This window comes from Escherichia sp. WS338 (genome assembly GCF_046486405.1).
Taxonomy (GTDB): domain Bacteria; phylum Pseudomonadota; class Gammaproteobacteria; order Enterobacterales; family Enterobacteriaceae; genus Escherichia; species Escherichia coli.
Map to the genome: position 1 here is coordinate 197,320 of NZ_JBJQLL010000006.1, position 16,737 is coordinate 214,056.

A 16,737-nucleotide genomic window follows, 5' to 3' on the forward strand; every position below is an offset into this window, starting at 1 on the left:
AGAAGAGCATGAGTTCTGCCAAGAAGATCGGGCTATTTGCCTGTACCGGTGTTGTTGCCGGTAATATGATGGGGAGCGGTATTGCATTATTACCTGCGAACCTAGCAAGTATCGGTGGTATTGCTATCTGGGGTTGGATTATCTCTATTATTGGTGCAATGTCGCTGGCATATGTATATGCCCGACTGGCAACAAAAAACCCGCAACAAGGTGGCCCAATTGCGTATGCCGGAGAAATTTCTCCTGCATTTGGTTTTCAGACAGGTGTTCTTTATTACCATGCTAACTGGATTGGTAACCTGGCAATTGGTATTACCGCTGTATCTTATCTTTCCACCTTCTTCCCAGTATTAAATGATCCTGTTCCGGCGGGTATCGCCTGTATTGCTATCGTCTGGGTATTTACCTTTGTAAATATGCTCGGCGGTACCTGGGTAAGCCGTTTAACCACTATTGGTCTGGTGCTGGTTCTTATTCCTGTGGTGATGACTGCTATTGTTGGCTGGCATTGGTTTGATGCAGCAACTTATGCAGCTAACTGGAATACTGCGGATACCACTGATGGTCATGCGATCATTAAAAGTATTCTGCTCTGCCTGTGGGCCTTCGTGGGTGTTGAATCCGCAGCAGTAAGTACTGGTATGGTTAAAAACCCGAAACGTACCGTTCCGCTGGCAACCATGCTGGGTACTGGTTTAGCAGGTATTGTTTATATCGCTGCGACTCAGGTGCTTTCCGGTATGTATCCGTCTTCTGTAATGGCAGCTTCCGGTGCTCCGTTTGCAATCAGTGCTTCAACTATCCTCGGTAACTGGGCTGCGCCGCTGGTTTCTGCATTCACCGCCTTTGCGTGCCTGACTTCTCTGGGCTCCTGGATGATGTTGGTAGGCCAGGCAGGTGTACGTGCCGCTAACGACGGTAACTTCCCGAAAGTTTATGGTGAAGTCGACAGCAACGGTATTCCGAAAAAAGGTCTGCTGCTGGCTGCAGTGAAAATGACTGCCCTGATGATCCTCATCACTCTGATGAACTCTGCCGGTGGTAAAGCATCTGACCTGTTCGGTGAACTGACCGGTATCGCAGTACTGCTGACTATGCTGCCGTACTTCTACTCTTGCGTTGACCTGATTCGTTTTGAAGGCGTTAACATCCGCAACTTTGTCAGCCTGATCTGCTCTGTACTGGGTTGCGTGTTCTGCTTCATCGCGCTGATGGGCGCAAGCTCCTTCGAGCTGGCAGGTACCTTCATCGTCAGCCTGATTATCCTGATGTTCTACGCTCGCAAAATGCACGAGCGCCAGAGCCACTCAATGGATAACCACACAGCGTCTAACGCACATTAATTAAAAGTATTTTCCGAGGCTCCTCCTTTCATTTTGTCCCATGTGTTGGGAGGGGCCTTTTTTACCTGGAGATATGACTATGAACGTTATTGCAATATTGAATCACATGGGGGTTTATTTTAAAGAAGAACCCATCCGTGAACTTCATCGCGCGCTTGAACGTCTGAACTTCCAGATTGTTTACCCGAACGACCGTGACGACTTATTAAAACTGATCGAAAACAATGCGCGTCTGTGCGGCGTTATTTTTGACTGGGATAAATATAATCTCGAGCTGTGCGAAGAAATTAGCAAAATGAACGAGAACCTGCCGTTGTACGCGTTCGCTAATACGTATTCCACTCTCGATGTAAGCCTGAACGACCTGCGTTTACAGATTAGCTTCTTTGAATATGCGCTGGGTGCTGCTGATGATATTGCTAACAAGATCAAGCAGACCACTGACGAATATATCAACACTATTCTGCCTCCGCTGACCAAAGCACTGTTTAAATATGTTCGTGAAGGTAAATATACTTTCTGTACTCCTGGTCACATGGGCGGTACTGCATTCCAGAAAAGCCCGGTAGGTAGCCTGTTCTATGATTTCTTTGGTCCGAACACCATGAAATCTGATATTTCCATTTCAGTATCTGAACTGGGTTCTCTGCTGGATCACAGTGGTCCACACAAAGAAGCAGAACAGTATATCGCTCGCGTCTTTAACGCAGACCGCAGCTACATGGTGACCAACGGTACTTCCACTGCGAACAAAATTGTTGGTATGTACTCTGCTCCGGCAGGCAGCACCATTCTGATTGACCGTAACTGCCACAAATCGCTGACCCACCTGATGATGATGAGCGATGTTACGCCAATCTATTTCCGCCCGACCCGTAACGCTTACGGTATTCTTGGTGGTATCCCACAGAGTGAATTCCAGCACGCTACCATTGCTAAGCGCGTGAAAGAAACACCAAACGCAACCTGGCCGGTACATGCTGTAATTACCAACTCTACCTATGATGGTCTGCTGTACAACACCGACTTCATCAAGAAAACACTGGATGTGAAATCCATCCACTTTGACTCCGCGTGGGTGCCTTACACCAACTTCTCACCGATTTACGAAGGTAAATGCGGTATGAGCGGTGGCCGTGTAGAAGGGAAAGTGATTTACGAAACCCAGTCTACTCACAAACTGCTGGCGGCGTTCTCTCAGGCTTCCATGATCCACGTTAAAGGTGACGTAAACGAAGAAACCTTTAACGAAGCCTACATGATGCACACCACCACTTCTCCGCACTACGGTATCGTGGCGTCCACTGAAACCGCTGCGGCGATGATGAAAGGCAATGCAGGTAAGCGTCTGATCAACGGTTCCATTGAACGTGCGATCAAATTCCGTAAAGAGATCAAACGTCTGAGAACGGAATCTGATGGCTGGTTCTTTGATGTATGGCAGCCGGATCATATCGATACGACTGAATGCTGGCCGCTGCGTTCTGACAGCACCTGGCACGGCTTCAAAAACATCGATAACGAGCACATGTATCTTGACCCGATCAAAGTCACCCTGCTGACTCCGGGGATGGAAAAAGACGGCACCATGAGCGACTTCGGTATTCCGGCCAGCATCGTGGCGAAATACCTCGACGAACATGGCATCGTTGTTGAGAAAACCGGTCCGTATAACCTGCTGTTCCTGTTCAGCATCGGTATCGATAAGACCAAAGCACTGAGCCTGCTGCGTGCTCTGACTGACTTCAAACGTGCGTTCGATCTGAACCTGCGTGTGAAAAACATGCTGCCGTCTCTGTATCGTGAAGATCCTGAATTCTATGAAAACATGCGTATTCAGGAACTGGCTCAGAATATCCACAAACTGATTGTTCACCACAATCTGCCGGATCTGATGTATCGCGCATTTGAAGTTCTGCCGACGATGGTAATGACTCCGTATGCTGCGTTCCAGAAAGAGCTGCACGGTATGACCGAAGAAGTTTACCTCGACGAAATGGTAGGTCGTATTAACGCCAATATGATCCTTCCGTATCCGCCGGGAGTTCCTCTGGTAATGCCGGGTGAAATGATCACCGAAGAAAGCCGTCCGGTTCTGGAGTTCCTGCAGATGCTGTGTGAAATCGGCGCTCACTATCCGGGCTTTGAAACCGATATTCACGGTGCATACCGTCAGGCTGATGGCCGCTATACCGTTAAGGTATTGAAAGAAGAAAGCAAAAAATAATTAGCTCGTACAAGGGAAGTGGCTTGCCACTTCCCTTTTTTGCTCATAAGGAGAACACATGAAAACACCCTCACAGCCGCGCGCGATATACTATATCGTGGCGATCCAAATCTGGGAGTACTTCAGTTTTTACGGCATGCGTGCCTTACTCATTCTCTATCTCACCCATCAGCTTGGTTTTGATGATAACCATGCCATCAGCCTGTTCAGCGCATATGCTTCTCTGGTTTACGTTACCCCTATTCTCGGCGGCTGGCTTGCCGACCGCCTGCTCGGCAACCGCACTGCAGTGATTGCCGGCGCGCTGTTAATGACCCTTGGCCATGTGGTGCTGGGCATTGATACAAATTCAACCTTTAGCCTGTATCTGGCGCTGGCAATCATTATTTGTGGCTACGGTTTATTCAAATCAAACATCAGCTGTTTGCTTGGCGAGCTCTACGACGAGAACGATCATCGACGTGATGGCGGTTTTTCGCTGCTATATGCTGCGGGCAATATCGGTTCTATCGCCGCGCCCATCGCCTGCGGCCTGGCTGCTCAGTGGTATGGATGGCATGTTGGCTTTGCCCTTGCGGGAGGCGGCATGTTTATCGGTTTGTTGATTTTCTTAAGTGGTCATCGTCATTTCCAGTCCACGCGTAGTATGGATAAAAAAGCGCTCACTAGCGTCAAATTTGCCTTACCAGTATGGAGCTGGTTAGTGGTGATGCTCTGTTTAGCCCCAGTATTTTTTACCCTGCTGCTGGAGAACGACTGGTCCGGATATTTGCTGGCGATCGTTTGCCTCATTGCAGCACAAATCATTGCCCGCATGATGATCAAATTCCCCGAACACCGCCGTGCTCTTTGGCAAATTGTATTGTTGATGTTTGTCGGGACGTTGTTCTGGGTACTGGCACAACAGGGCGGCAGTACCATCAGCTTGTTTATCGATCGCTTTGTGAATCGTCAGGCATTCAATATTGAAGTACCTACAGCACTATTCCAGTCGGTGAATGCTATTGCGGTGATGCTCGCTGGGGTTGTTCTGGCCTGGCTGGCGTCGCCAGAAAGCCGCGGCAATTCAGCATTGCGCGTCTGGCTGAAGTTTGCCTTTGGCCTACTGCTGATGGCTTGTGGCTTTATGTTGCTGGCATTTGATGCCCGACATGCAGCGGCTGGCGGTCAAGCGTCAATGGGCGTGATGATATCCGGGCTGGCGCTAATGGGCTTTGCTGAACTCTTTATTGACCCGGTGGCGATTGCGCAAATCACGCGTCTGAAAATGTCTGGCGTATTAACCGGTATTTATATGCTGGCAACAGGCGCGGTCGCCAACTGGCTGGCAGGCGTCGTGGCACAGCAGACGACAGAGTCGCAAATTAGCGGTATGGCAATTGCCGCTTACCAGCGATTCTTTTCTCAGATGGGAGAGTGGACGTTGGCTTGTGTCGCGATCATCGTGGTATTGGCCTTTGCTACCCGTTTTCTGTTTAGCACGCCGACGAATATGATACAGGAGAGCAACGATTAACTGTCGTAAAAACAATTGGTTATGAATAAATTAACTTTCAGTTTATCACACTAGCAAATCGAGATTAATAAGTCATTTAAACCATTTTTATGGTTATTTATTAGTGATATCAACTTGAGGTAAGCGTTAGTTTCGATAAGATAAACTGAGTTATTAATAGTCGAGGCAGATAATACAGTGTACCGATCTGTCTCTTTATCTACGCTAAATTGAAAGCTGGATTTAGAGGAACCAAAATGTCTGAACGAGAAACACGGGGAGCCAATGAGGCTATTGATTTTAACGATGAACTGAGAAATCGCCGCGAAAAACTGGCGGCACTACGTCAGCAAGGTGTGGCGTTTCCCAATGATTTTCGCCGCGACCATACCTCTGACCAGTTGCACGAAGAGTTTGATGCGAAGGATAACCAGGAACTGGAATCCTTAAACATTGAAGTCTCGGTTGCTGGCCGAATGATGACCCGTCGTATTATGGGGAAAGCCTCCTTTGTAACGTTGCAGGATGTCGGTGGCCGTATTCAACTGTACGTTGCAAGAGATAGCCTGCCAGAAGGTGTTTATAACGATCAGTTTAAAAAATGGGATCTGGGTGACATTATCGGTGCCCGCGGTACGCTGTTTAAGACGCAAACGGGTGAGCTTTCCATTCACTGTACTGAGCTGCGCCTGCTGACTAAAGCACTACGTCCTTTACCAGATAAATTCCATGGTCTGCAGGATCAGGAAGTCCGTTATCGTCAACGTTATCTGGACCTCATCGCTAACGATAAATCCCGTCAAACGTTTGTTGTCCGTTCAAAAATTCTGGCCGCTATCCGTCAGTTCATGGTCGCTCGCGGCTTTATGGAAGTAGAAACCCCGATGATGCAGGTAATTCCAGGTGGAGCATCTGCTCGCCCGTTTATTACCCATCATAACGCTCTGGATTTAGATATGTACCTGCGTATCGCGCCGGAGCTATATCTGAAACGTCTGGTTGTAGGTGGTTTTGAACGGGTATTCGAAATCAACCGTAACTTCCGTAATGAAGGTATTTCTGTTCGTCATAATCCTGAGTTCACGATGATGGAACTCTACATGGCGTATGCGGATTACCACGATTTGATTGAACTGACGGAATCACTGTTCCGCACTCTGGCACAAGAGGTACTGGGTACCACTAAAGTCACTTATGGCGAGCATGTGTTTGATTTCGGCAAACCGTTTGAAAAACTCACCATGCGCGAAGCAATCAAAAAATATCGTCCAGAAACCGATATGGCGGATCTGGATAATTTTGATGCTGCTAAAGCATTAGCTGAATCTATCGGAATTACGGTAGAGAAAAGCTGGGGGTTGGGACGCATTGTCACGGAGATCTTTGATGAAGTGGCAGAAGCACATCTGATTCAGCCAACCTTTATCACGGAATATCCGGCAGAAGTGTCACCGCTGGCGCGCCGTAATGATGTTAACCCGGAAATCACCGACCGTTTTGAATTCTTCATCGGTGGTCGTGAAATTGGTAATGGTTTTAGCGAATTAAACGACGCAGAAGATCAGGCTGAACGTTTCCAGGAACAGGTTAACGCTAAAGCTGCAGGTGACGACGAAGCCATGTTCTATGACGAAGATTACGTAACTGCGCTGGAATATGGTCTGCCGCCAACCGCTGGTCTGGGTATTGGTATCGACCGAATGATTATGCTGTTTACAAACAGTCATACTATTCGCGACGTTATTCTCTTCCCGGCGATGCGCCCACTGAAATAAATTTCACTTTAATGAACGAAGCAGTCAGGCGACTGCTTCGTTCGTCATTCCGCAAATCCAGTTTTGAGGAGAGACGCTTCGTTTCAAGATAACCAGCGGGTCCACTCAACTACAGCTCCTAAAAGAGAGAAAAAAGTAATGCCACAGGCAGACTCATTGGCCAGGTTATTCCGACCAGAAATGCACTAAGTAAACGAATATGTGTTTTCTCATGTGAGATAAACCAGATAATGACAAAGGATATGTTCACACCAATCACATAAAAAATTAATATTTTAGAGAATAGTGCCATTTTTTATGTTCTTCTTATCCTTCCTGGCTACTTGTAAAACTGACGGAAATAGTCATCAACTGTCATAATGTTGAGGTCAAAGTCAATATCCGGTAAGTCTAAGCATTTAAGCCTGATTAAATCTTCGATTTCACTTGCGGCTAACGATGTCGTTATTGCGAAGGAGTTTTCATTCAGTTGTCGTGGTATCCCATATTCATCAGCCACGATAGAGGAGAAACTCATATCATACATCAATGATCTTAACCTTAAGAACACTGAGGAATAAGATGATGGATAATCAAAAGAAACAACATAAGTATTGAACTTGTTTTTACCTTCCATAATATGACTCCTATCAATATTAAACGCTCTGGGGACGCAAAACTTATTAACCCCGATTGATGATTCTCATATAGGAGATATTCTTTTTTTTGCTCAGTAAAGGGGATGACTTGGGACAAAAAAACGCGCTCTCTGCCCATTCTTTGTGCATCCCCCTACCCTTCAGATGCTCTCCTGCATCACACCGCGGAGAGCATGAAAAATATCGTGACTCTGTACTCTCCCATCAACTGCGAATATCATCATACTCCCGCGTTTTATCAAATTCGTGTTTCGCAAATGGGCATAGTGGGATAATTTTTCGTTTTTCCCGACGCATTTTTTCCACGACTTTCGCAACCAGCTGTTTACCAATCCCTTGCCCTTTCAGGCTTTCATCGACATCGGTATGTTCGATAATCGCTAAATTCTCTCCGGTCGGCACAAAGACAATTTCAGCGATTTGCTTGCCCTGTTCGTCATTAATGTAAAATTTATTGTGGCCTTCGCGTATTTCCATTTTACCCTCGCTTATTTATGACGGTATTTCAGCGCGCCGCTCGGGCACGTATCAATCACTTTAACCACAGTGGCGACGTCGACTTCATCCGGCATGATCCACGGCTTTCGTTTGAGATTAAATAACTTGCCGTTGCCACGTACGCAATTGCCAGAATGCTGACATATCGCAGTGTTGAAATAGACATCGATCTTTTCGCCGGTATAACAGCGATAACCCCTGTCCAGTAGCGCCTGATCCATGACCTTCCCTCTCTCATCAGTATGGTTTTCACTATAAGCATAGCCCTGGAATCTTCATACAGCACTGGCAGTTTCCGTTGCCAGAGTCTCTTCCCCTATATGCCAATCATTCTTACTCCCTTTGAATTACCCGCCTCATCAGAGATAATGCTTAAGAAATTTGTCACACAAGGAAGCTGATGAGACATTCATTGCCCTACCGCATGTTACGCAAACGTCCGATGAAATTGAGTACCACAGTGATCTTAATGGTCAGCGCGGTACTGTTCTCGGTGCTATTGGTGGTGCATCTGATTTACTTCTCGCAAATCAGTGATATGACGCGAGACGGGCTAGCTAACAAGGCACTGGCAGTAGCGCGTACCCTCGCCGACTCGCCGGAAATCCGTCAGGGCTTGCAGAAAAAACCACAGGAGAGTGGAATCCAGGCCATCGCGGAAGCCGTGCGCAAACGCAACGATCTGCTGTTTATTGTCGTTACCGATATGCAAAGTCTTCGCTACTCGCATCCTGAAGCCCAGCGTATTGGTCAGCCATTTAAAGGTGATGACATCCTTAAAGCGCTGAATGGCGAAGAAAATGTCGCTATCAATCGCGGTTTTCTGGCGCAGGCTTTACGCGTATTTACCCCCATCTACGATGAAAATCATAAACAAATTGGCGTGGTGGCGATCGGCCTTGAGTTAAGTCGCGTGACCCAACAGATCAATGACAGTCGCTGGAGCATCATCTGGTCGGTATTATTTGGCATGCTGGTCGGGCTGATTGGCACCTGCATTCTGGTTAAGGTACTGAAAAAAATCCTTTTCGGCCTGGAACCCTACGAAATCTCCACGCTGTTTGAGCAACGCCAGGCTATGTTGCAGTCCATCAAAGAAGGCGTCGTTGCCGTGGACGATCGCGGTGAAGTCACGCTGATCAACGATGCCGCACAAGAATTGCTGAATTACCGTAAGTCGCAGGACGATGAGAAGCTGTCGACGCTAAGCCACTCGTGGTCACAGGTGGTAGATGTCTCGGAAGTGTTACGCGACGGTACCCCGCGGCGCGACGAAGAGATTACGATTAAAGACCGGCTATTACTGATCAACACCGTTCCGGTGCGCAGTAATGGCGTTATCATCGGTGCCATTTCAACCTTCAGGGACAAAACTGAAGTACGTAAACTGATGCAGCGACTCGATGGTCTGGTCAACTATGCTGACGCACTTCGTGAACGATCCCACGAATTTATGAATAAATTGCACGTGATTCTCGGATTATTGCATCTGAAGAGTTATAAGCAGTTGGAAGATTACATTCTCAAAACAGCCAATAACTATCAAGAAGAGATTGGCTCTCTGCTGGGTAAGATCAAATCTCCGGTTATCGCTGGTTTTTTAATCAGTAAGATTAACCGCGCGACCGATTTAGGCCATACGCTGATTTTAAACAGTGAAAGCCAGTTGCCAGACAGCGGCAGTGAAGACCAGGTCGCGACGCTGATTACCACGCTGGGAAATCTGATAGAAAACGCGCTGGAGGCATTAGGACCGGAACCCGGTGGCGAAATTAGCGTAACATTGCACTACCGTCACGGCTGGCTGCACTGTGAAGTTAACGATGATGGACCGGGGATCGCACCCGACAAAATCGATCACATTTTTGACAAAGGTGTCTCGACAAAAGGAAGCGAGCGAGGCGTCGGTTTAGCACTTGTCAAACAACAGGTAGAAAATCTCGGCGGCAGCATCGCCGTGGAATCGGAACCCGGGATTTTCACACAATTTTTTGTCCAGATACCCTGGGACGGGGAGAGGTCGAACAGATGATCAATGTATTAATTATCGATGACGACGCAATGGTCGCGGAGCTGAATCGCCGATACGTGGCACAAATCCCAGGCTTTCAATGCTGTGGAACGGCTTCGACGCTGGAGAAAGCCAAAGAGATTATCTTCAATAGCGATACGCCTATCGACCTGATATTGCTCGATATCTATATGCAAAAAGAGAACGGGCTCGATTTACTGCCTGTCCTGCATAACGCGCGTTGCAAAAGTGATGTGATTGTCATCTCCTCCGCAGCCGATGCGGCAACCATTAAAGATTCGCTGCATTACGGTGTCGTGGATTACCTGATCAAACCCTTCCAGGCTTCCCGCTTTGAAGAGGCGCTCACCGGCTGGCGGCAAAAGAAAATGGCGCTGGAAAAACATCAGTATTATGACCAGGCCGAGCTTGATCAGCTAATCCACGGCAGCAGCTCCAACGAGCAGGATCCTCGTCGCTTGCCAAAAGGCTTAACGCCGCAGACGTTACGCACGCTGTGTCAGTGGATTGACGCGCATCAGGACTATGAGTTTTCAACCGACGAGCTGGCTAACGAGGTTAACATTTCGCGTGTTTCCTGCCGTAAATACCTCATCTGGCTGGTCAACTGCCACATCTTGTTCACCAGTATCCATTATGGCGTCACGGGGCGTCCGGTTTACCGTTACCGTATTCAGGCAGAACACTACTCACTACTGAAACAATATTGCCAATAACGGATCGCTGGTTATCTGTAAGTAATAATTATTACTGTAATGCAAAATACCCCTGGCACAAGTTACATCCTTCATCAGTAAAACTTGTGCCAGATCAAATATAATTATCCCTCCATCATCGCTAAAAATTAATATCTCTTCAGGTGAACGGTGTTTTTAATTTCAAAACGCTAACAAAAGTTAATTAACTATTATGTCACCCGTATTATGTGTATTTTTACCTACAAATGGGTAGATCAGATTAATCTATAAACCTAATGATATCTGCCCTGAGAACAAAAAATAGACCGATAAATATCAATAAGATAACAGCAAACAAAACATTAACATCTGCGCAGTACAAACTATAAACCCATCGCCAGAGAGTTTTTCTCTCTGAAAAAGCCGCTTATCACAGTGCATAAATTTGCCGCTGCTTTAATCAGCCAATATTCACTGTGAGGTATTTGCTCAAGCCGGTAACGACCAAACGGATATTTAGTCAGGCTCTGAAAACAGTTCATACAAAACAGAACGTGACTGTGATCTATTCAGCAAAAATTTAAATAGGATTATCGCGAGGGTTCACACATGTTATTTACTATCCAACTTATCATAATACTGATATGTCTGTTTTATGGTGCCAGAAAGGGTGGTATCGCGCTGGGTTTATTAGGCGGTATCGGTCTGGTCATTCTGGTCTTCGTCTTCCACCTTCAGCCAGGTAAACCACCGGTTGATGTCATGCTGGTTATCATTGCGGTGGTGGCAGCATCGGCGACCTTGCAAGCTTCGGGCGGTCTTGATGTCATGCTGCAAATTGCCGAGAAGCTGCTGCGCCGCAACCCGAAATATGTCTCAATTGTCGCGCCGTTTGTGACCTGTACGCTGACCATTCTTTGCGGTACGGGTCATGTGGTTTACACCATTCTGCCGATCATCTACGACGTCGCCATTAAGAACAACATCCGTCCGGAACGCCCGATGGCGGCAAGTTCTATCGGTGCACAGATGGGGATTATCGCCAGTCCGGTGTCGGTTGCAGTCGTGTCTCTGGTTGCGATGCTGGGTAATGTCACCTTTGATGGTCGCCATCTTGAGTTCCTCGACCTGCTGGCAATCACCATTCCATCGACGTTAATCGGTATCCTGGCGATCGGTATCTTCAGCTGGTTCCGCGGTAAAGATCTGGATAAAGACGAAGAGTTCCAGAAATTCATCTCCATACCGGAAAACCGTGAGTATGTTTACGGTGATACCGCGACGCTGCTCGATAAAAAACTGCCGAAAAGCAACTGGCTTGCAATGTGGATCTTCCTCGGGGCAATCGCTGTAGTCGCACTTCTTGGTGCTGATTCGGACCTGCGTCCATCCTTCGGTGGCAAACCGCTGTCGATGGTACTGGTTATTCAGATGTTTATGCTGCTGACCGGGGCGCTGATTATTATCCTGACCAAAACCAATCCCGCGTCTATCTCAAAAAACGAAGTCTTCCGTTCCGGTATGATCGCCATCGTGGCGGTGTACGGTATCGCATGGATGGCTGAAACCATGTTCGGTGCGCATATGTCTGAAATTCAGGGCGTACTGGGCGAAATGGTGAAAGAGTATCCGTGGGCCTATGCCATTGTTCTGCTGCTGGTTTCCAAGTTTGTAAACTCTCAGGCTGCGGCGCTGGCGGCGATTGTTCCGGTCGCGCTGGCGATCGGCGTTGATCCGGCATACATCGTGGCTTCAGCACCGGCTTGCTACGGTTATTACATCCTGCCGACTTATCCGAGCGATCTGGCAGCGATTCAGTTTGACCGTTCCGGCACCACCCACATCGGTCGCTTCGTCATCAACCACAGCTTTATTCTGCCGGGGTTGATTGGTGTGAGCGTATCGTGCGTCTTCGGCTGGATCTTCGCCGCGATGTACGGGTTCTTATAAATGCACTTTGCGTGCCGCCCGTGACTACGCGGCACGCCATTTTCGAATAACAAATACAGAGTTACAGGCTGGAAGCTATGTCAAACAAACCCTTTATCTACCAGGCACCTTTCCCGATGGGGAAAGACAATACCGAATACTATCTACTCACTTCCGATTACGTTAGCGTTGCCGACTTCGACGGCGAAACAATCCTGAAAGTGGAACCAGAAGCCCTGACTCTGCTGGCGCAGCAAGCCTTTCACGACGCTTCTTTCATGCTCCGCCCGGCACACCAGAAACAGGTCGCGGCTATTCTTCACGATCCAGAAGCCAGCGAAAACGACAAGTACGTGGCGCTGCAATTCTTAAGAAACTCCGAAATCGCCGCCAAAGGCGTGCTGCCGACCTGCCAGGATACCGGCACCGCGATCATCGTCGGTAAAAAAGGTCAGCGCGTGTGGACCGGTGGCGGTGATGAAGAAGCGCTGTCGAAAGGCGTCTATAACACCTATATCGAAGATAACCTGCGCTATTCACAGAACGCGCCGCTGGACATGTATAAAGAGGTCAACACCGGCACGAACCTGCCTGCGCAAATCGACCTGTACGCGGTAGATGGCGATGAGTACAAATTCCTCTGTGTCGCTAAAGGCGGCGGCTCTGCCAACAAAACGTATCTCTACCAGGAAACCAAAGCCCTGCTGACGCCCGGCAAACTGAAAAACTTCCTCGTCGAGAAAATGCGTACCCTCGGTACGGCAGCTTGCCCGCCGTACCATATCGCGTTTGTGATTGGCGGTACGTCTGCGGAAACCAACCTGAAAACCGTCAAGTTAGCAAGCGCTCACTATTACGATGAACTGCCGACGGAAGGGAACGAACATGGTCAGGCGTTCCGCGATGTCCAGCTGGAACAGGAACTGCTGGAAGAGGCCCAGAAACTCGGTCTTGGCGCGCAGTTTGGCGGTAAATACTTCGCGCACGACATTCGCGTTATCCGTCTGCCACGTCACGGCGCATCCTGCCCGGTAGGCATGGGCGTCTCCTGCTCCGCAGACCGTAACATTAAAGCGAAAATCAACCGCGAAGGTATCTGGATCGAAAAACTGGAACACAACCCAGGCCAGTACATTCCACAAGAACTGCGCCAGGCCGGTGAAGGCGAAGCGGTGAAAGTTGACCTTAACCGCCCGATGAAAGAGATCCTCGCCCAGCTTTCGCAATACCCGGTATCCACCCGTTTGTCGCTCACCGGCACCATTATTGTGGGTCGAGATATTGCACACGCCAAGCTGAAAGAGCTGATTGACGCCGGTAAAGAACTGCCGCAGTACATCAAAGATCACCCGATCTACTACGCGGGTCCGGCGAAAACGCCTGCCGGTTATCCATCAGGTTCACTTGGCCCAACCACCGCAGGTCGTATGGACTCCTACGTGGATCTGCTGCAATCCCACGGCGGCAGCATGATCATGCTGGCGAAAGGTAACCGCAGTCAGCAGGTTACCGACGCGTGTCATAAACACGGCGGCTTCTACCTCGGTAGTATCGGCGGTCCGGCGGCGGTACTGGCGCAGCAGAGCATCAAGCATCTGGAATGCGTCGCTTATCCGGAGCTGGGTATGGAAGCTATCTGGAAAATCGAAGTAGAAGATTTCCCGGCGTTTATCCTGGTCGATGACAAAGGCAACGACTTCTTCCAGCAAATCGTCAACAAACAGTGCGCGAACTGCACTAAGTAACCTCTTCGGCCCAGCGCCTGGCAGCATGCTGCCAGGTGATCCCCCTGGGCCACCTCTTTTGCGATTGTAATTTCACGCTTGCTGGTGAATAGTCAGTATTTTCCCTGACTTGCGAACGCACCATGACCCGCACACTCAAGCCGTTAATTCTTAACACCGGCGCACTGGCGCTAACGTTAATCCTGATTTATACCGGCATTTCGGCCAATGACAAACTCACCTGGCTGATGGAAGTGACACCGGTGATTATTGTCGTGCCGCTACTGCTTGCCACCGCTAAACGTTATCCGTTAACGCCGCTGCTCTATACGCTCATTTTCTTTCACGCCATCATCCTGATGGTCGGCGGACAATACACCTACGCGAAAGTCCCCGTTGGTTTTGAGGTGCAGGAATGGCTGGGGTTGAGTCGTAATCCGTATGACAAACTGGGGCATTTTTTCCAGGGGCTGGTGCCTGCACTGGTGGCACGAGAGATCCTTGTGCGCGGGATGTACGTTCGCGGACATAAGATGGTGGCGTTTCTGGTCTGCTGCGTGGCGCTGGCGATAAGCGCGATGTATGAATTAATCGAGTGGTGGGCAGCGCTGGCAATGGGTCAGGGAGCGGATGATTTTCTCGGCACCCAGGGCGACCAGTGGGACACGCAATCCGATATGTTCTGCGCGCTGCTTGGCGCATTAACGACGGTGATATTCCTCGCTCGCCTTCACTGTCATCAGTTACGGCGCTATGGCTTGATAACCAGATGACAACGTGCGCTTTGTTGATGCCGGATGCGGCGTGAATTCCTTATCCGGTCTACAAAATTTGCAAATCCAAAGCATTACATTAAGACGTGGCCTGATAAACATATCGCATCAGGCCATTTTCGTTAGCTATTGTCCACGTCAGGCTTTCACATCACTCACTGCACCGACCGGAATATCAGCATGAACAGGCTCGGGCGGTACTTTGCGATATTTATCCAGAAGATGGATCTGGATCCTGCGCAGCGTGTCACCATTGAGGCGATAGAAACGGAAGTAGAGAATCAGCGTAACCATGAAGAACAGAGCAGGTAGAGCAATCATAATAAACTGCATACCTAATAGGGCTTGCGTAGACTGTTCAACATTCGGTACATAGCCAATCATCCCTAACACAACCGCAATGAAAAAAGCCGCAAAGGCTGAACCGCCCTTCACCACCATAGTCTGCACGGAGTAAGCGATGCTTTCACAGCGTACGTGCAGTTTATATTCACCGTAATCAACGGTATCTGCCACCATGATGACCTGTAATACCCAGAAAAGCGCCGTTCCCACATTCAGCAAGATACCCGCAATCACAATGAGGACGACGTTGTGATAGCTCATTAATGCCATTAACAGGAGAACACCACAGCTTAACACCGGAAGAATAGATGCTCCGGCCCATAAAATGCGTCGGGATAATGATTTAACTAAGCGTGGGAAGAATACTAACGTCACCAGGTTAGCAGCTCCCGCATACGACAGATAATAGGGGAACAGATCCGCATCACCGATAACATATGAGAAATAATAGATAGCAAAGCCGGTAATAATATTGCTGGCTACATTATAAGCAAGAGCCATACCCAAGAGGCATGAAAGCTGATCGTTTTTATAAATAAGCGCAACGATGGCTTTAAGTGTCAGATGGCTTCCTTCAGCAGACGGTTGATTGTCTGACGAAAAGACTTCATGCACATTGCGCAGAGTGATGATGGTTGAAACAATAAAAAAGGCGATCAGTACCAGAGTGAACATCTGAAAGCCAAATCCCCGATCGCCACCGCCGATATAATTAACAAATGGTAGCGTCACACCTGCCGTAACAAAGCCTGCCAGACTGGCAAAAAAACGCGGATAAGGAACCAGTTGTTCGCGCTCACGTTTATCGAGCGTTATGGTTGGAACCAGCGACCAGAAGGGAATATCCATAATGGTGTAAGTCATGCCCCAGAGGATGTAGGTCACGCAAACAAAGACAATCTGAGTAGTACCTTCAAACAGATGCGCACTAAAGAGGAGAAATAAGATTACAGAGTTTGCCAACGTACCGATCAGGATCCAGGGTTTGAACTTACCCCATCGCGATCGCGTAGCATTTACAATCCATCCCATAATCGGATCGTTAATAGCATCCCAGATCCTCGCCACCAGAAACAAAGTACCGACCAAACCCACAGACAGCCCGACGACATCGGTGTAGTAATACATGAGGTACATATACACAATGCCGATCGCAAAATCCTTCCCGAACGCTCCAAATCCATAACTGAGTTTTGTAGTCATTGAAATGCTCATAGGGTATCGGGTCGCTGTTACCAACGCCCGCCTTCTGTTATTGGTATCGTCAGAGGTGTGCGCCGG

Annotated in this window: 14 protein-coding genes; 9 read left to right on the top strand and 5 right to left on the bottom strand. The window is 48.5% G+C overall.

Annotation, left to right across the window (positions count from 1 at the left end; genetic code table 11):
* Nucleotides 1–8 precede the first annotated feature (8 nt).
* The 4 genes from cadB to lysS all read left to right on the top strand — a co-directional run bounded on the left by cadB (nucleotide 9) and on the right by lysS (nucleotide 6,840).
* A complete protein-coding gene (gene cadB, locus ACJHWT_RS07805) occupies nucleotides 9–1,343 on the top strand; it encodes a cadaverine/lysine antiporter (RefSeq protein WP_000092909.1) in 1,335 nt (444 codons plus the stop codon).
* A 79-nt stretch (nucleotides 1,344–1,422) separates the two neighbouring features.
* The gene (cadA, locus tag ACJHWT_RS07810; RefSeq protein ID WP_001296667.1) at nucleotides 1,423–3,570 is read left to right on the top strand and encodes a lysine decarboxylase CadA; all 2,148 of its coding nucleotides are present in this window, start codon (nucleotides 1,423–1,425) and stop codon (nucleotides 3,568–3,570) included.
* A gap of 58 nt (nucleotides 3,571–3,628) precedes the next feature.
* Nucleotides 3,629–5,086 carry a dipeptide/tripeptide permease DtpC gene (dtpC, locus tag ACJHWT_RS07815; protein WP_000856826.1) on the top strand — a complete coding sequence of 486 codons (1,458 nt, stop codon included), beginning with the start codon at nucleotides 3,629–3,631 and terminating at the stop codon, nucleotides 5,084–5,086.
* 236 nt (nucleotides 5,087–5,322) lie between these two features.
* The gene (gene lysS / locus ACJHWT_RS07820; RefSeq protein WP_000003805.1) at nucleotides 5,323–6,840 is read left to right on the top strand and encodes a lysine--tRNA ligase; all 1,518 of its coding nucleotides are present in this window, start codon (nucleotides 5,323–5,325) and stop codon (nucleotides 6,838–6,840) included.
* Nucleotides 6,841–6,958: 118 nt separating this feature from the next.
* On the opposite strand, the gene ghoT is transcribed toward lysS, so the two are convergent.
* The 4 genes from ghoT to yjdI all read right to left on the bottom strand — a co-directional run bounded on the left by ghoT (nucleotide 6,959) and on the right by yjdI (nucleotide 8,197).
* Nucleotides 6,959–7,132: a type V toxin-antitoxin system toxin GhoT gene (gene ghoT / locus ACJHWT_RS07825; protein WP_001173343.1), complete on the bottom strand. Its 174-nt coding sequence runs from the start codon at nucleotides 7,130–7,132 to the stop codon at nucleotides 6,959–6,961.
* 27 nt (nucleotides 7,133–7,159) lie between these two features.
* Nucleotides 7,160–7,456, bottom strand: coding sequence for a type V toxin-antitoxin system endoribonuclease antitoxin GhoS (gene ghoS, locus ACJHWT_RS07830; protein WP_001317561.1), 297 nt, complete (start codon nucleotides 7,454–7,456; stop codon nucleotides 7,160–7,162).
* A 226-nt stretch (nucleotides 7,457–7,682) separates the two neighbouring features.
* Nucleotides 7,683–7,955: a GNAT family N-acetyltransferase gene (locus ACJHWT_RS07835; protein ID WP_000405647.1), complete on the bottom strand. Its 273-nt coding sequence runs from the start codon at nucleotides 7,953–7,955 to the stop codon at nucleotides 7,683–7,685.
* A gap of 11 nt (nucleotides 7,956–7,966) precedes the next feature.
* A complete protein-coding gene (gene yjdI, locus ACJHWT_RS07840) occupies nucleotides 7,967–8,197 on the bottom strand; it encodes a 4Fe-4S mono-cluster protein YjdI (protein WP_000371717.1) in 231 nt (76 codons plus the stop codon).
* 179 nt (nucleotides 8,198–8,376) lie between these two features.
* Here yjdI and ACJHWT_RS07845 point away from each other — a divergent pair, with 179 nt between their 5' ends.
* From ACJHWT_RS07845 to ACJHWT_RS07865, 5 genes are all read left to right on the top strand, one after another.
* A complete protein-coding gene (locus ACJHWT_RS07845; protein WP_001216477.1) occupies nucleotides 8,377–10,008 on the top strand; it encodes a sensor histidine kinase in 1,632 nt (543 codons plus the stop codon).
* A complete protein-coding gene (gene dcuR / locus ACJHWT_RS07850) occupies nucleotides 10,005–10,724 on the top strand; it encodes a two-component system response regulator DcuR (RefSeq protein ID WP_000611288.1) in 720 nt (239 codons plus the stop codon). The genes ACJHWT_RS07845 and dcuR overlap by 4 nt, the downstream gene beginning before the upstream one ends.
* 570 nt (nucleotides 10,725–11,294) lie before the next feature.
* Nucleotides 11,295–12,635 carry an anaerobic C4-dicarboxylate transporter DcuB gene (gene dcuB / locus ACJHWT_RS07855; protein ID WP_000899517.1) on the top strand — a complete coding sequence of 447 codons (1,341 nt, stop codon included), beginning with the start codon at nucleotides 11,295–11,297 and terminating at the stop codon, nucleotides 12,633–12,635.
* A 77-nt stretch (nucleotides 12,636–12,712) separates the two neighbouring features.
* A complete protein-coding gene (gene fumB / locus ACJHWT_RS07860; RefSeq protein WP_000066704.1) occupies nucleotides 12,713–14,359 on the top strand; it encodes a class I fumarate hydratase in 1,647 nt (548 codons plus the stop codon).
* 122 nt (nucleotides 14,360–14,481) lie between these two features.
* Nucleotides 14,482–15,111: a DUF2238 domain-containing protein gene (locus tag ACJHWT_RS07865; RefSeq protein ID WP_000198761.1), complete on the top strand. Its 630-nt coding sequence runs from the start codon at nucleotides 14,482–14,484 to the stop codon at nucleotides 15,109–15,111.
* Nucleotides 15,112–15,249: 138 nt separating this feature from the next.
* On the opposite strand, the gene melB is transcribed toward ACJHWT_RS07865, so the two are convergent.
* A complete protein-coding gene (melB, locus tag ACJHWT_RS07870; RefSeq protein WP_000028103.1) occupies nucleotides 15,250–16,671 on the bottom strand; it encodes a melibiose:sodium transporter MelB in 1,422 nt (473 codons plus the stop codon).
* Nucleotides 16,672–16,737 lie beyond the last annotated feature (66 nt).

What these genes read in the sequence shown, in the direction of transcription:
- dtpC (WP_000856826.1), top strand. Translation starts at nt 3,629, where the DNA reads ATGAAAACACCCTCACAGCCGCGCGCGATATACTATATCGTGGCGATC.
- melB (WP_000028103.1), bottom strand. Translation starts at nt 16,671, where the DNA reads ATGAGCATTTCAATGACTACAAAACTCAGTTATGGATTTGGAGCGTTC.
- ghoS (WP_001317561.1), bottom strand. Translation starts at nt 7,456, where the DNA reads ATGGAAGGTAAAAACAAGTTCAATACTTATGTTGTTTCTTTTGATTAT.
- yjdI (WP_000371717.1), bottom strand. Translation starts at nt 8,197, where the DNA reads ATGGATCAGGCGCTACTGGACAGGGGTTATCGCTGTTATACCGGCGAA.
- cadB (WP_000092909.1), top strand. Translation starts at nt 9, where the DNA reads ATGAGTTCTGCCAAGAAGATCGGGCTATTTGCCTGTACCGGTGTTGTT.
- ACJHWT_RS07865 (WP_000198761.1), top strand. Translation starts at nt 14,482, where the DNA reads ATGACCCGCACACTCAAGCCGTTAATTCTTAACACCGGCGCACTGGCG.
- lysS (WP_000003805.1), top strand. Translation starts at nt 5,323, where the DNA reads ATGTCTGAACGAGAAACACGGGGAGCCAATGAGGCTATTGATTTTAAC.
- ghoT (WP_001173343.1), bottom strand. Translation starts at nt 7,132, where the DNA reads ATGGCACTATTCTCTAAAATATTAATTTTTTATGTGATTGGTGTGAAC.
- ACJHWT_RS07845 (WP_001216477.1), top strand. Translation starts at nt 8,377, where the DNA reads ATGAGACATTCATTGCCCTACCGCATGTTACGCAAACGTCCGATGAAA.
- dcuB (WP_000899517.1), top strand. Translation starts at nt 11,295, where the DNA reads ATGTTATTTACTATCCAACTTATCATAATACTGATATGTCTGTTTTAT.
- ACJHWT_RS07835 (WP_000405647.1), bottom strand. Translation starts at nt 7,955, where the DNA reads ATGGAAATACGCGAAGGCCACAATAAATTTTACATTAATGACGAACAG.
- cadA (WP_001296667.1), top strand. Translation starts at nt 1,423, where the DNA reads ATGAACGTTATTGCAATATTGAATCACATGGGGGTTTATTTTAAAGAA.
- fumB (WP_000066704.1), top strand. Translation starts at nt 12,713, where the DNA reads ATGTCAAACAAACCCTTTATCTACCAGGCACCTTTCCCGATGGGGAAA.
- dcuR (WP_000611288.1), top strand. Translation starts at nt 10,005, where the DNA reads ATGATCAATGTATTAATTATCGATGACGACGCAATGGTCGCGGAGCTG.